This window comes from Aquabacterium sp. A7-Y (assembly GCF_026153205.1).
GTDB lineage: Bacteria > Pseudomonadota > Gammaproteobacteria > Burkholderiales > Burkholderiaceae_C > Caldimonas.
Genome location: NZ_JAPFBW010000006.1, coordinates 180,664 through 194,299, shown reverse-complemented (window position 1 = coordinate 194,299; position 13,636 = coordinate 180,664). Strand labels below are relative to the sequence as shown.

General features: G+C 68.1%; 13 protein-coding genes. 7 read left to right on the top strand and 6 right to left on the bottom strand.

The annotated features are described in order from the left end of the window. Positions 1-9: 9 nt before the first annotated feature. Positions 10-276 (bottom strand): hypothetical protein, encoded by a 267-nt coding sequence (locus OOT46_RS07245; RefSeq protein ID WP_265402920.1) that lies wholly within the window; start codon positions 274-276, stop codon positions 10-12. After that, complete coding sequence (locus OOT46_RS07240; protein ID WP_265402919.1) at positions 273-1,661, bottom strand: NAD(P)/FAD-dependent oxidoreductase; 1,389 nt, start codon at positions 1,659-1,661, stop codon at positions 273-275. The genes OOT46_RS07245 and OOT46_RS07240 overlap by 4 nt, the downstream gene beginning before the upstream one ends. A gap of 72 nt (positions 1,662-1,733) precedes the next feature. Here OOT46_RS07240 and OOT46_RS07235 point away from each other — a divergent pair, with 72 nt between their 5' ends. The 7 genes from OOT46_RS07235 (at position 1,734) to ntrC (ending at position 9,278) form a co-directional block, all read left to right on the top strand. Beyond that, positions 1,734-2,297 carry a DUF1415 domain-containing protein gene (locus OOT46_RS07235; protein WP_265402918.1) on the top strand — a complete coding sequence of 188 codons (564 nt, stop codon included), beginning with the start codon at positions 1,734-1,736 and terminating at the stop codon, positions 2,295-2,297. Between the two features lie 51 nt (positions 2,298-2,348). Then, positions 2,349-3,224: an EI24 domain-containing protein gene (locus OOT46_RS07230; protein WP_265402917.1), complete on the top strand. Its 876-nt coding sequence runs from the start codon at positions 2,349-2,351 to the stop codon at positions 3,222-3,224. A 16-nt stretch (positions 3,225-3,240) separates the two neighbouring features. Next, positions 3,241-4,035 (top strand): competence/damage-inducible protein A, encoded by a 795-nt coding sequence (locus OOT46_RS07225; RefSeq protein WP_265402916.1) that lies wholly within the window; start codon positions 3,241-3,243, stop codon positions 4,033-4,035. 307 nt (positions 4,036-4,342) lie between these two features. Then, positions 4,343-5,761: a type I glutamate--ammonia ligase gene (gene glnA, locus OOT46_RS07220; RefSeq protein ID WP_265402915.1), complete on the top strand. Its 1,419-nt coding sequence runs from the start codon at positions 4,343-4,345 to the stop codon at positions 5,759-5,761. Between the two features lie 214 nt (positions 5,762-5,975). Beyond that, positions 5,976-6,485, top strand: coding sequence for a hypothetical protein (locus tag OOT46_RS07215; RefSeq protein ID WP_265402914.1), 510 nt, complete (start codon positions 5,976-5,978; stop codon positions 6,483-6,485). Positions 6,486-6,552: 67 nt separating this feature from the next. Beyond that, entirely contained in the window at positions 6,553-7,641 is a 1,089-nt protein-coding gene (gene glnL / locus OOT46_RS07210) for a nitrogen regulation protein NR(II) (protein ID WP_416136162.1), read from the top strand. A 59-nt stretch (positions 7,642-7,700) separates the two neighbouring features. Next, entirely contained in the window at positions 7,701-9,278 is a 1,578-nt protein-coding gene (gene ntrC, locus OOT46_RS07205; RefSeq protein WP_265402913.1) for a nitrogen regulation protein NR(I), read from the top strand. A gap of 90 nt (positions 9,279-9,368) precedes the next feature. Here ntrC and xth read toward each other — a convergent pair whose 3' ends face one another. The 4 genes from xth to OOT46_RS07185 form a co-directional block, all read right to left on the bottom strand. Continuing rightward, on the bottom strand, positions 9,369-10,136 hold the full coding sequence (gene xth / locus OOT46_RS07200; protein ID WP_265402912.1) for an exodeoxyribonuclease III: 768 nt from the start codon (positions 10,134-10,136) through the stop codon (positions 9,369-9,371). Next, complete coding sequence (locus tag OOT46_RS07195; RefSeq protein ID WP_416136158.1) at positions 10,133-10,645, bottom strand: dihydrofolate reductase; 513 nt, start codon at positions 10,643-10,645, stop codon at positions 10,133-10,135. Before OOT46_RS07195 ends, xth begins: the two co-directional genes overlap by 4 nt. A gap of 162 nt (positions 10,646-10,807) precedes the next feature. Beyond that, positions 10,808-11,629: a thymidylate synthase gene (locus tag OOT46_RS07190; RefSeq protein ID WP_265402911.1), complete on the bottom strand. Its 822-nt coding sequence runs from the start codon at positions 11,627-11,629 to the stop codon at positions 10,808-10,810. Between the two features lie 75 nt (positions 11,630-11,704). Then, positions 11,705-13,531 carry an ABC transporter transmembrane domain-containing protein gene (locus OOT46_RS07185; RefSeq protein WP_265402910.1) on the bottom strand — a complete coding sequence of 609 codons (1,827 nt, stop codon included), beginning with the start codon at positions 13,529-13,531 and terminating at the stop codon, positions 11,705-11,707. Positions 13,532-13,636 lie beyond the last annotated feature (105 nt).

The window sequence follows — 13,636 nt, the reverse complement described above, 5'->3', positions numbered from 1 at the left end:
GCGGCCGCCTCAGGCGAGTTGCTGGCGCGCCTTGTCCAGCCAGGTCGCCAGCTTGTTCATCAGGTCTTGCTGGCTGAACGAGCAGCTTTCCTCGGTGAAAAGGCTGCCCGATTCGAGCTGCATCAGCAGGCCCTCGAGCACCTCGCGGTAGCGCGGCGGCAGGTCGCTCAGTTGCACCACCGTGTCGCGCCAGATCGGCACGAACTGGTGCACCGGCAGTTCGCCCCGGCGGCAGGCTGCGAGGCTGTTCTCCAGGCGAGTCAGCGGGTTGTTCATCGGGGCGTCTCCAGAGGGGCGGGCGGCACGGTGGCGGCCGCCTGGGCCGGCTCCACGACAACACGCGCATTGCGCTGGAAGGTCCAGTAGGCCCAGGCCCAGTCGGTCAGCACCATCAAGCGGTTGCGGAAGCCGATCAGGAAGTAGATGTGCACGAACAGCCAGAACAGCCAGGCCGGGTAGCCGCTGAAGCGCACCGTGCCGAGCAGCGGCAGGTCGACCTGCGCGACCGCGGCCTTGCGGCCTATGGTCGCGAGCGAGCCGTAGTCGATGTAGTGGAAGGGCCGGGTCGCTTCGCCGCGCAGGCGCCGCTGGATGTTGGCGGCGGCGTGGCGGCCCATCTGCTTGGCGGAGGGGCTGACGCCGGGCACCGGCGTCGGTTCCCCCTGCTTGGGGTAGCTCTTGGCCGTCGCGAGATCGCCGATGACGTGGATCTCCGGGTGGCCCGGCAGGCTCAGGTCGGGCTCGACCAGCACACGGCCGGCGCGATCCAGGGTGGCGCCGGTGGCCGCCTGCAGCGACTTGCCGAGCGGCGAACCGGCCACGCCGGCGGCCCAGACCACGGTACGGGCACGCAGCTGGTAGGGCTCGCCTTCCGCCGGTTGCACCGTGACCCCTTCGGCATCGATGCCGATGACACGGCAGCCCGTGCACACCTCGACCTTGAGCTTCTCGAGCTGGTGGCGCGCCCGCTCCGACAGCTCCGGCGGGTAGCTGCCGAGGATGCGGTCCGCGCCCTCGATCAGCAGCACGCGCGCCTGCCGCGAATCGATGCGACGGAACTCGTCATAGAGTGTGTGGTGGGCGATCTCTGCCATCGTGCCGGCCATCTCGACGCCGGTGGGACCGCCGCCGATCACGGCGAAGCTCATCCAGTCTTGGCGGTCTTCCGGGTAGCGCTCGGCTTTCTCGAAGGCCTTGAGCACGCGGTTGCGCAGGTCGAAGGCGTCGGCCAGGGTCTTCAGGCCCGGCGCGTAGCGGGCCCACTCGTCGCGCCCGAAATAACTGTGCGTGGCACCGGTGGCGACGATCAGGTGGTCGTAGGGAATGCGGACGCCGTCGTTGAGCACGACCGCGCGCGCGGCGGCCTCGATCGCTACCACCTCGCCGAGCAGCACCGTCAGGCGGCCCTGCTGCATCTGCTTGCGCAGGATGTGGCGGATCGGCGCGGAGATCGCCGGCGCGGCCAGGCCCGCGGTCGCCACCTGGTAGAGCAGGGGCTGGAACAGGTGGTGGTTGGTGCGGTCGATCAGCGTGATCTCGACATCCGTGCGAGCCAGCGTGCGGGTGGCTTCCAGACCGCCGAAGCCGCAGCCGACGATGACGACCCGCGGGCGCGGCGGCGCGTGCGACGTTGCATAGCTGTTCACATCAGACGTATTCACGGCATCTATCTCTTGTTCTTACCCTCGTTGGGCCGCAGTCTAGCAAGACCGGCCTCGCTCTACACTGGCGACATGAGCGAAGCCGAGAACAGTGCGAAGGTGGAGGCGCAGATGCGCCGCTGGGTCGAAAGGGCCGTGATCGGGCTCAACCTGTGCCCCTTTGCCAAAGCGGTCGCGGTCAAGGAGCAGATCCGCTATGTGGTGAGCCAGGCGACCGCTCCCGACACGCTGCTGGAGGACCTGCGGCGCGAGCTGCTGCACCTGGCCGCGGCCGACCCGCAGGCAGTGGACACCACGCTGCTGGTGCATCCCGGCGTGCTGCAGGACTTCCTCGACTTCAACGACTTCCTCGGCCGGGCGCAGGAGCTCCTGGAGGAACTGGACCTGGTCGGCGAACTGCAGATCGCCGACTTCCATCCGCACTACCAGTTCGCCGACAGCCGCGTCGACGACATCGAAAACTGCACCAACCGCGCGCCCTATCCGACCCTGCACTTGCTGCGCGAGGCGAGCATCGACCGCGCCGTCGAGGCCTTTCCGGAGGCCGAGACGATCTACGAAGCGAACATGGACACGCTGCGGCGGCTCGGTCACGAAGGCTGGGCGCGGCTGATGTCGCAAACGGACACCGAGTGAGCCGGGTCGGCCCGATCGCGGGTGCTGCCCGCTGACGTAAGCTTGCGCGCCATGAACCTGATGCTCGACTCCTTCTGGCGCGCCGCGGCCTACTGCCTGCACCCGCGCGTGATCCTGCTGTCGCTGCTGCCGCTGCTCCTGATCGGCGGGCTCAGCTTCGCGCTCGGCTGGTTCTTCTGGGAGCCGGCGGTGGACGCCGTGGCCGATCAGATGCGGCAATGGGCACTGATGGACGCCTTCGAGCGCTGGCTGCGAGCGATGGGGGCGCCAGGGCTGCGCTCGGTCTTCGCGCCGCTGATCGTGGTGGCGCTCGCCGTGCCCTTCATCGTGCTGGCCTCGCTGCTCGCGGTGGGCCTCCTGATGACACCGGCCATGGTCCGACTGGTGGCCGTGCGCCGCTTCCCGAGCCTCGAGCACCGCCACAGCGAGCCGCTGTGGCGTTCCATCGCCTGGACGCTCGCGGCCACCGGCCTGGCGCTGCTGGCCCTGGTGCTGACCCTGCCGCTGTGGCTGATCCCGCCGTTCGCGCTGGTCCTGCCGCCGCTCATCTGGGGCTGGCTCGCCTACCGCATGATGATCTACGACGCGCTGGCCGACCACGCCACGCCCGAGGAACGCCGCCGCCTCAGACGCGAGCACCGCTGGCCGCTGCTGGGCATCGGCGTGATCAGCGGCTATGCCGGGGGCGCGCCTTCGCTGCTGTTCGCGCTGGGGGCGCACACGCTGCTGCTGGCGCCTTTGCTGGTGGTTGTCGCGGTCTGGCTCTACACCCTGCTGTTCGCCTTCGCTTCGCTCTGGTTCGCCCATTACGGGATGGCAGCGCTGCACCGTCAGCGCTTCGCTGCCGCGGCACCGGCGCAGCGTCAGCAGGTTGCCCTGCCGGCCCATGAGCCCGCCGCGCCGGTCCTGCCTCCTTCCACCTCCTGAAGCCGCCTTCCTCTTCATGCACTTCGGTCTCATCATCGTCGGCGACGAGATCCTCTCGGGCAAACGCGAGGACAAACATCTCCCCAAGGTCATCGAGCTGCTGGCCGCGCGCGGCCTCGCGCTGAGCTGGGCGCGTTACGTCGGCGACGATCCGCAGCGCCTGGAAGCGGCGCTGCGCGACGCCTTCGCGGGGCCGGACGTGGTCTTCTCCTGCGGCGGCATCGGCGCGACGCCCGACGACCACACGCGGCAGTGTGCGGCGCGGGCCCTGGGCGTCGAGCTCGCGCTGCACCCCCAGGCGCGCGAACTCATTCTCGAGCGCATGGCCGACCTGGCTCGTGAACAGGGGCAGCCCTTCGAACCCGATCGGCCGGACCAGGTGCACCGGCTCAACATGGGCGTCTTCCCGGTCGGCAGCGAACTGATCCCCAACCCCTACAACAAGATTCCCGGCTTCTCGGTCGGTCGGCTGCACTTCGTGCCCGGTTTCCCGGTGATGGCCTGGCCGATGATCGAGTGGGTGCTCGACCATCGTTATGCCGAGCTCTGCCACCGGCGTGACCACGTGGAGAAGTCCGTGATCGTCTATGGCTCGATGGAAGCGAGCCTGACCCCGCTGATGCAGGAGATCGAGGCTCGCTGGCCGGCGGTCAAGGTGTTCAGCCTGCCGAGCTACGACCATCGCGAGTATGGCCGCCACATCGAACTCGGCGTCAAAGGGGCCGAACCGGATGTCGCTCTGGCCTATCCGGCATTGCTGGCAGGGTTGGGCGCGCTGGGTGTAGAACTGGGCCCTGAACTGGTGCGCTGACACGGCGCGGGTCGTTCCATTTTGGTGCAGCTTGGCGCACCAAGTAGGTGCTTCTCAGTTTCTCGGGGCAGCCAGTTTTGCGTCGAGAAGCATTTTCCGGGATTCGCCGTCAATACGATGGAAAACCGGCCCTTCTTTTGAGAACTTCGCGTCCGGGCCCCCGCCGGCCAGGCGCCAAAAACAGGCACACTTTCTGCTACATTCCAGTGCGCTTGCCGACCCCCAGGGTCGTCGAACCTTCAGCTTGGCGGCCTTTGGGGCCGCCAAGTTTTGTCCCCCAACATAACCGTCCCGCTAGGAGCATCTGATGGCCAACAAGACCGTCGCCGACGTGATGAAGCTGGTGAAGGAGAACGAAGTCAAGTTCGTCGACTTCCGTTTCACCGACACCCGCGGCAAGGAGCACCACGTCTCCGTGCCCGTATCCGCTTTCGATGAAGACAAATTCACGTCCGGCCACGCTTTCGATGGCTCGTCGATCGCCGGTTGGAAGGGCATCGAGGCGTCCGACATGCTGCTGATGCCGGACCCCAACACCGCCAACATCGACCCCTTCTTCGAAGAACCGACCCTGATCCTGAGCTGCGACGTGATCGAGCCGGGCGATGGCAAGCCCTACGAGCGCGATCCCCGCTCGCTGGCCAAGCGGGCCGAGGCCTACCTGAAGTCCTCCGGCATCGGCGACGCCGCCTTCTTCGGTCCCGAGCCCGAGTTTTTCATCTTCGACAACATCCGCTGGAACGTGGACATGTCGGGCTGCTTCGTGAAGATCGAATCCGAAGAAGCCGCCTGGAACACCGGCAAGGAATACGAGCACGGCAACACCGGCTACCGTCCCGCGGTCAAGGGCGGCTACTTCCCGGTGCCTCCGGTCGATCCGGCCCAGGACCTGCGCTCCGAGATGTGCCTGATCCTCGAATCCCTGGGCATCCCCGTCGAAGTGCACCACCACGAGGTGGCGAACGCGGGCCAGATGGAAATCGGCACCAAGTTCAGCACCCTGGTGCAACGGGCCGACTGGCTGCAGCTGCAGAAGTACGTGATCGCCAACGTCGCTCACGCCTACGGCAAGACCGCGACCTTCATGCCCAAGCCCATCGTTGGTGACAACGGCTCCGGCATGCACGTGCACCAGTCGGTCTGGAAGGACGGCAAGAACCTGTTCGCCGGCGACGGCTACGGCGGCCTGAGCGACTTCGCGCTGTACTACATCGGCGGCATCATCAAGCACGCCCGCGCGCTGAACGCGATCACGAACCCGACCACCAACAGCTACAAGCGCCTGGTGCCCGGCTTCGAAGCCCCGGTGAAGCTCGCCTACAGCTCGCGCAACCGTTCCGCCTCGATCCGCATTCCGTATGTCGCGAACCCGAAGGGCCGCCGCATCGAAGCGCGTTTCCCGGACCCCCTGGCCAACCCCTACCTGGCCTTCGCCGCGCTGCTGATGGCCGGCCTGGACGGCGTGGAGAACAAGATTCACCCGGGCGAAGCCGCCACCAAGGACCTCTACCACCTGCCGCCCGAGGAAGACGCGAAGATCCCGACCGTCTGCCACAGCCTGGACCAGGCGCTGGAGTACCTGGACAAGGACCGCGCCTTCCTGACCAAGGGCGGCGTGTTCACCGATGCCTACATCGACGCCTACATCGAACTGAAGATGCAGGAAGTCACGCGCTTCCGCATGACGACCCACCCGGTCGAGTTCGACATGTACTACAGCCTCTGATGGCGCCGCGCGGCCTGCTGCGCAGGCCGTGCCCCCGACACGGGAAACAGAAGGGACGGCCAGGCGCCGTCCTTTTTTCTTCCAGGAAACGCCGCCAATCGTGCAGATTTGGCGGCGCCGCAAGTTTTGGTCGATACTGAAGACCCCTGCGGGCGAACCGGCGGCCGCTCCTGCTGTCCAATCAGGTCCGCGGGACATCGAGACGAACGAACCTATGCGCTGCCACATTGTTTCCCTGTTGGCCCTGTTCGGTGCGCTGGCTGCCAGCCCGGCGGCTGCGCAGAACCAGGTCTATCGCTGCCCGGGCAACAACTTCACCAACTCCATCACCCAGAAAGAAGCGGAAACGCGCGGCTGCAAGGTCGTGGAGGGGGGCAATGTCACAGTCGTGCAGACCCGCTCGCCGGGCGGAGACGCAAAGGCCGGCGGCGCAGCGCCGCCTCCAGCCGGGCGCCCGGCCGACTCGCGCGTGCCAGCTGCCGAGCAGCGCGCGCGCGACAGCGATGCCCGGCGCATTCTCGAGAACGAATTGCGCAAGGAAGAGGAGCAGCTCGCCGCGCTGCAGAAGGAATACAACAACGGCGAGCCGGAGCGGCAGGGTAACGAGCGCAACTATCAGAAATACCTCGACCGGGTGGCCGAGCTGAAGGCGACGATCAGCCGCAAGGAAAGCGACATCGCCTCAATCAAGCGAGAGATCGGCAAGCTGCCCGCCCCGCAGTGAACATCCCGCGCACTGCTCGCCGGCCCCCGCCTCGACGCCTTTCTTGAAGCCGCCCTTGTCCAAGCCGATGCCCGAGCGCATGGTGGCCGCCAGCCCCTATCTGGCCTTCGACCACCTGGCGACCATGGTCGCGCTGGTCCACACCGACGGCGCCTGCCTGTTCGTCAATTCCGCCTTCGAGACCGTGCTGGGGCTGTCGCGCCGCAGCATGCTGCGCGGCTCGCTGTTCGACTGGTTCGTCGACCCCGAGGCCTTTCGCGAGACCGTTGCCGCGGTGGCGCGCAACGATTTTTCCATCAGCCGCTTTGAAGGCCAGCTGCGCCGCCCGCCGGGTCCGGGCAGTGCCGGCACCGACGTGCTGCCGGTGCACGTCATCGTGACCCAGACCGATCAAAGCGAGCTGGCACTGGTGGAGCTGGTCGAAATCGAGCAGCAGACCCGCCAGGACCGCGAGGAGCGGGCGCTCGACCAGGCCCAGGCCACCAAGGAGCTGATCCGCAACCTGGCGCACGAGATCAAGAACCCGCTCGGCGGTATCCGTGGCGCGGCCCAGCTGCTGCAGATGGAGGTCGAGTCGCGCGAGCTGACGGAGTACACCCAGGTCATCATCCACGAGGCCGACCGGCTGCAGGCCCTGGTCGACCGGCTGCTGGCACCGCACCGCAAGCCGCATGTGGTCAGCGACGTCAACATCCACGAGGTCTGCGAGCGGGTGCGTTCGCTGATCCTGGCCGAGTTCCCGCGCGGCCTGAAGGTGCTGCGCGACTACGACACCTCCATTCCCGAGTTCCGCGGCGACCGAGAGCAGCTGATCCAGGCCGTGCTCAATATCGCGCACAACGCCGCCGAGGCGCTGCGCGAGCGCATCGCCGCCGGTGACGCGCTCCTGCGCCTGAAGACCCGCATCGCCCGGCAAGTCACGCTGGGCAAGCAGCGTTATCGTCTGGCATTGGAATTGCATATCGAGGACAACGGACCGGGCATCCCCGAGGCCATCCGCGATCGCATCTTCTACCCCCTGGTATCGGGGCGCGATAGCGGCTCCGGCCTGGGACTGACGCTGGCGCAGACCTTCGTGCAGCAGCATCACGGCACGATCGAGTGCGAGAGCGTGCCCGGAAACACAGCCTTCAAGATCCTGATTCCGCTGCCCTGATGCCAACAACGGTCCGGGGTGGCGAGCGGGGGGCCGAAGACAAGGACTACAGGCGGCGCATGAAACCCATCTGGATCGTTGACGACGACCAATCCATCCGCTTCGTGCTGGAGAAAGCACTGGCGCGCGAGGAGCTGCCGGTGCGCAGCTTCACCAACCCGAAGGACGTGCTGGCCGCGCTCGAGCAGGACGAGCCGCAGGTGCTGGTCTCCGACATCCGCATGCCGGGCGGCTCGGGCATCGACCTGCTGGCACGCGTCAAGGAGCGGCTGCCCGGCCTGCCGGTCATCATCATGACGGCCTACTCCGACCTGGACAGCGCCGTCTCGGCCTTCCAGGGCGGCGCCTTCGAATACCTGCCCAAGCCTTTCGACCTGCCCAAGGCCATCGAGCTGATCCGCCGCGCCCTCGACGAGAGCGTGCGCGAGCAGGTGCGCGACGAGCGGTATGCCGAAGTGCCCGAGATGCTGGGCCAGGCGCCGGCGATGCAGGACGTCTTCCGGGCCATCGGCCGGCTCAGCCAGAGCAATGTCACGGTGCTGATCACCGGCGAGTCGGGTTCGGGCAAGGAGCTGGTCGCGCGTGCGCTGCACAAGCACAGCCCGCGCGCCAGTGGCCCCTTTGTCGCGATCAACACTGCCGCGATCCCCAAGGACCTGCTCGAGAGCGAGCTGTTCGGCCACGAGCGCGGCGCCTTCACCGGCGCCCAGACGATGCGGCGCGGCCGCTTCGAGCAGGCCGACGGCGGCACCCTGTTCCTCGACGAGATCGGCGACATGCCCTTCGACCTGCAGACGCGCCTGCTGCGTGTGCTCAGTGACGGGCAGTTCTACCGCGTCGGCGGCCACAACCCGCTGCGCAGCAATGTGCGCGTCATTGCAGCCACGCACCAGAACCTGGAGGAGCGTGTCAAGCAGGGCGGCTTCCGGGAGGACTTGTTCCACCGCCTCAACGTCATCCGGCTGCGCCTGCCGCCGCTGCGCGAGCGCCGCGAGGACATTCCCGGGCTGGCGCGCTACTTCCTGCAGAAGAGCGCCCGCGAGCTCGGTGTGGAGGCCAAGCGCATCTCCGAGGCGGCGCTGGCCCGGCTGACCGGGTTCGACTATCCCGGCAACGTGCGCCAGCTCGAGAACGTCTGCCACTGGCTCACCGTGATGGCGCCGGCCCAGGTGATCGAGGACAAGGACCTGCCGCCCGAACTGCTCGGCGAGGCCACCATGTCGCCCAAGCCGCCCCTGAGCCTGGAGTCGGCCGCCGCGGTGCCGCTGCCCGCTTCGCTGTCCTGGCCCGGCGGGCTGGTGGGCGACGAGACCGTGGTGCCGATGCTGCCGGTGGCCGGTGTCGGGGCCGCCTCGGCCACGCTGCCCCACCTGACGGCTGCGCCGCAGCTGCCGGCCGCGACCTTGCCCGACGCCAGCGCCAGCGCCTGGCTGATGGGCCTGGAGCGCGAGGCGCGCCACCTGCTGGAAGGCGGGCGCCCGGACGTCTGGGACGCGCTGACGCGGCAGTTCGAGGCCTGCCTGATCCACGCGGCACTCGAACTCACGCGCGGCCGCCGCATCGAGGCGGCTCAGAAACTGGGCATCGGCCGCAACACCATCACGCGCAAGATCCAGGAACTGGGCCTGGACGACTGAAGCTCAGGGCCGAGCGCCGGGCCGCTCCCAAGCCGGCCCGTGTCCCCTCGGGGGAGCCGTCCGACGTACTCGCCGGACGAGGGGTGATCATCATCCCTGCAAGGTCACGACCACGGGGGCGTGGTCGCTCGGCCGCTCGTTCTTGCGTGGCAGCTTGTCGATCGCGCAGGCCGTCACCTGCGGGCGCAGCGCTTCGCTGACCAGGATGTGGTCGATGCGCAGGCCCTGGTTCTTGCGGAAGGCGAGGTTGCGGTAGTCCCACCAGGACCAGCTCTTGGGCGGCTGCTCGAACAGCCGGAAGGCGTCGTGCAGGCCCAGGCCCAGCAGTTGGCGGAAGTGCTCGCGTTCCTCGGGCGTGCAATGGATCTGGCCCGCCCAGGCCACCGGGTCGTAGACGTCCTGGTCCTCGGGGGCAATGTTGTAGTCGCCCAGCAGCAGCAGGCGCGGATAGCGCACCAGTTCGCTGCGCACCCACTCGCGCAGCGCCTGTAACCAGCGCATCTTGTAGTCGAACTTGTCGGTGCCGGGAGCCTGCCCGTTTGGAAAGTAGGCGCCGATCACCCGCAGCTCGCCCACCGTGCCGGCGATCACGCGAGCCTGCGGATCCTCGAAGCCGGGGATGTTCTTGATGATGTCGGAGGCCGGCTCGCGGCTCAGCAGCGCCACGCCGTTGTAGGTCTTCTGGCCGTAGGCCTGGGCCAGGTAGCCGGCCTCGGCCAGCTCGGGCAGCGGGAACTTGTCGTCGGTCAGCTTGGTTTCCTGCAGCACCACCACCTCGGGCTGGTGCTCGGCCAGCCAGGCGAGCAGCTGGGGCAGGCGCACGGCCAGCGAGTTGACGTTCCAGGTCGCGAGTTTCATGCGTCGGCGGCTTTTTTGCGGTGGTAGGTCACGAAGTGGTAGTCCCAGCCTTCACGGCTGCGGTGGGTCTCGCGCGAGACCTCCTCGAAGGCCTGGCGGTCCCAGTCGGGGAAGTGGGTGTCGCCTTCGAAGTCGGCGTCGATCTCGGTCAGGATCAGCTCGTCGGCCAGCGGCAGCGCCTCGGCATACAGATGGGCACCGCCGATCACGAACACCTTGGTGGCGTGTTTGAGCAGCTCCAACGCCGCCGGCAGCGAGGGCGCCTCCTCGACGCCGGGAGCGGTCCAGTGCACGTCGCGCGTGAGGACGACGTTGCGCCGGCCCGGCAGCGGCCGGCCGATGGACTCGAAGGTCTTGCGGCCCATCAGCACCGGGCAACCGAGGGTGACCCGTTTGAAGTGCTGCAGGTCCTCCGGCAGGTGCCAGATCAGGGAGTTGTCGCGGCCGATCACACCGTTGCGCGCCACGGCGGCAATGAGGCTCAGTTCAGGCAGGTCTGGCATGCTCATGGCTGGTATTGTGGCGCGGGCGCCGATGGGTGGTGGGAGCAGGGGGCGCGGCGCGTCCCCCGCCACGGTATGGGCAGGCGGCGTGCCAGAGCGCCCAGTATCCCGCGGGCGAAGGACCAGGACCGGACAGAGGGGCGGCGTCCACAGGCCGCCGGCGGCCGCTCAGACCGCCACGGGGGCCTTGATCGCCGCGTGGTGCCGGTAGTCGAGGAACTCGAAGTCCTCGTACGTGTAGTCGAAGATCGAGCTTGGCCGGCGCTTGATCTGCAACACCGGGTAGGGGTAGGGCTCGCGCGTGAGCTGCAGCTCGACCTGCTCGAAGTGGTTGTTGTAGATGTGGCAGTCGCCGCCGGTCCAGATGAAGTCCCCGACGCCCAGGTCGCACTGCTGCGCCACCATGTGGGTCAGCAGCGCGTAGCTGGCGATATTGAAGGGCACACCCAGGAAGATGTCGGCGCTGCGCTGGTAGAGCTGGCAGCTCAGCCGCCCCTCGGCAACGTAAAACTGGAACATCGCATGGCAGGGCATCAGGGCCATCTTGGACAGCTCGGCCACGTTCCAGGCGCTGACGAGCATGCGGCGCGAGTCCGGGTTGGTCTTGAGCGTGCGCAGGACCTCCTCGATCTGGTCGATGTGGCCGCCGTCCGGCGTCGGCCAGGAGCGCCACTGCACACCGTAGACCGGGCCCAGGTCGCCGTCCTCACGGGCCCATTCGTCCCAGATCGAGACGCCGTGCTGCTGCAGCCACTGCACATTGCTGTCGCCGCGCAGGAACCACAGCAACTCGTAGACGATGGACTTGGTGTGGAGCTTTTTCGTCGTCACCAGCGGGAACCCCTCGCTGAGGTCGAAGCGCATCTGGTGCCCGAACACACTGCGCGTGCCGGTACCGGTGCGGTCGGTCTTGGCCGTGCCGTGCTCGTACACGTGGCGCATGAAACTTTCGTACTGGGTGCGGACCGGACGGGCGGGAGCGGAAGTCATGGCGGGCGGCTGGCTGGCAGGCACGGAGGGCAGAAAGGGGACAGCAGGCCGCGCGCTCGCGCGCGCGGCGGGCCATTATGGCTCCGAAACGCTTGCCTCGTCGGGTGCCGCGAATTGCAGCGCCGCCAGCTGCGCGTACAGCCCGCCGCGCGCGATCAGCTCGGTGTGGCGGCCCACCTCGACGATACGTCCGTGCTCCATCACGACGATGCGGTCGGCGCGCTGTACCGTGGCGAGGCGGTGGGCGATCACCAGGGTCGTGCGGTCCTGCATGGCCGCCTCGAGCGCGGCCTGGACCATACGTTCGCTTTCGGCATCGAGCGCGCTGGTGGCTTCGTCGAGCAGCAGCAGCGGCGGGTTCTTGAGCATCGCGCGCGCGATCGCCAGGCGCTGGCGCTGCCCGCCCGACAGGCGCACGCCGCGCTCGCCGAGGAAGGTTTGATAGCCCTGCGGCAGCGCCCGGATGAAGCCGTCGGCAAAAGCGGCACGGGCGGCCTCCATGACCTCCTGGTCGCTCGCGTCGGGCCGTCCATAGCGGATGTTCTCCATCGCGTCGGTCGAGAAGATCACGCTGTCCTGCGGCACGATGCCGATGCGCCCGCGCAAGGCGTGCAGCGAGGCCTCGCGCACCGGCACGCCGTCGATCTCGACGGCGCCGTGCTGGGCATCGTAGAAGCGCAGCAGCAGCTGGAACACGGTGCTTTTGCCGGCGCCGCTGGGTCCGACCAGCGCCACCGTCTCGCCGGGCCGCACGTCGAGCGAGAAGTGGTGCAAGGTCGGTGCGCCGGGGCGCGAAGGGTAGCTGAAGCTCACCTCGTGCAGCCGCACCGAGGAGCCGCCGCGCACCGCGGGCAGGGCTCGGGGCGCGGGTGGCGAGGCGATCGGCGACTGGCTCTGCAGCAATTCCATCAGCCGCTCGGTCGCGCCCGCGGCGCGCAGCAGGTCGCCGTAGACCTCGGCCAGCACGGCCACCGAGCTGACCAGCAGGATCACGTAGACCACCGTCTCGCCCAGGTGCCCTGCGCTGATGCGGCCCTGCAGCACCGCTTCGGTGCCCTGGTAGAGCGCCCACAGCAGCGCCGCGAAGATCGCGATGATGATGAAGGCCACCAGCGCCGAGCGCGCCCGGGTGCGCCGTACCGCGGTCGCGAAGGCGCGCTCGGTGGACGCATCGAAGCGGGCCGCCTCGTGGTCTTCCTGCGTGTAGCTCTGTACCACCGGCACGGCGTTCAGCACCTCGGCCGCGAGGGCGCTGGAGTCGGCCACCCGGTCCTGACTGGCGCGCGAGAGCTTGCGCACGCGCCGGCCGATCCACAGCGACGGCAGCACCACCAGCACCAGGAGGCCCAGCACCTGCGTCATCACATAGGGGTCCGTGACGACCAGCATGCCGAGCGCGCCCAGCCCGAGCACGGCATTGCGCAGGCCCATCGACAGGCTGGAGCCGACCACCGTCTGCACCAGCGTCGTGTCGGTGGTCAGGCGCGACAGCACCTCGCCCGTGCGCGTGGTCTCGAAAAACTCCGGACTTTGGCGGATCACGTGCCGATAGACCGCATCGCGCAGGTCGGAGGTGATGCGCTCGCCCAGCCAGGTCACCATGTAGAAGCGCGCTGCCGAAAAGAAACCCAGTGCCACCCCGACGCCGAATAGCATCAGGAAGTGCCCGCGCAGCGCGAGCAGGCGCTGCCCCGGATCGGCGGCCACCAGGCCTTGGTCGATCAGGCCGCGCAGCGCGACCGGGAAAACCAAGGTGCTGACCGCGGCCAGCAGCAGGAACAAGGCCGCGAGCGCGATGCGGCCCCGGTAGGGTCGCAGATAGGGCGTGAGACCCGCGAGCGGCCGCACGGATCGGGCACGCCCGCTGGGGGCGCGGGTGTCGGAAGGGAGGACGGCGGACATCGGCGCAGTGTAGGGGAGGGGGCGAGCCGGCGCGGTGGCACCGGCTGAGTGGGCTTCACGGCCCGACGTGAAGTTGTTGCCTTGACAATGTTTGCCTAGACAAGT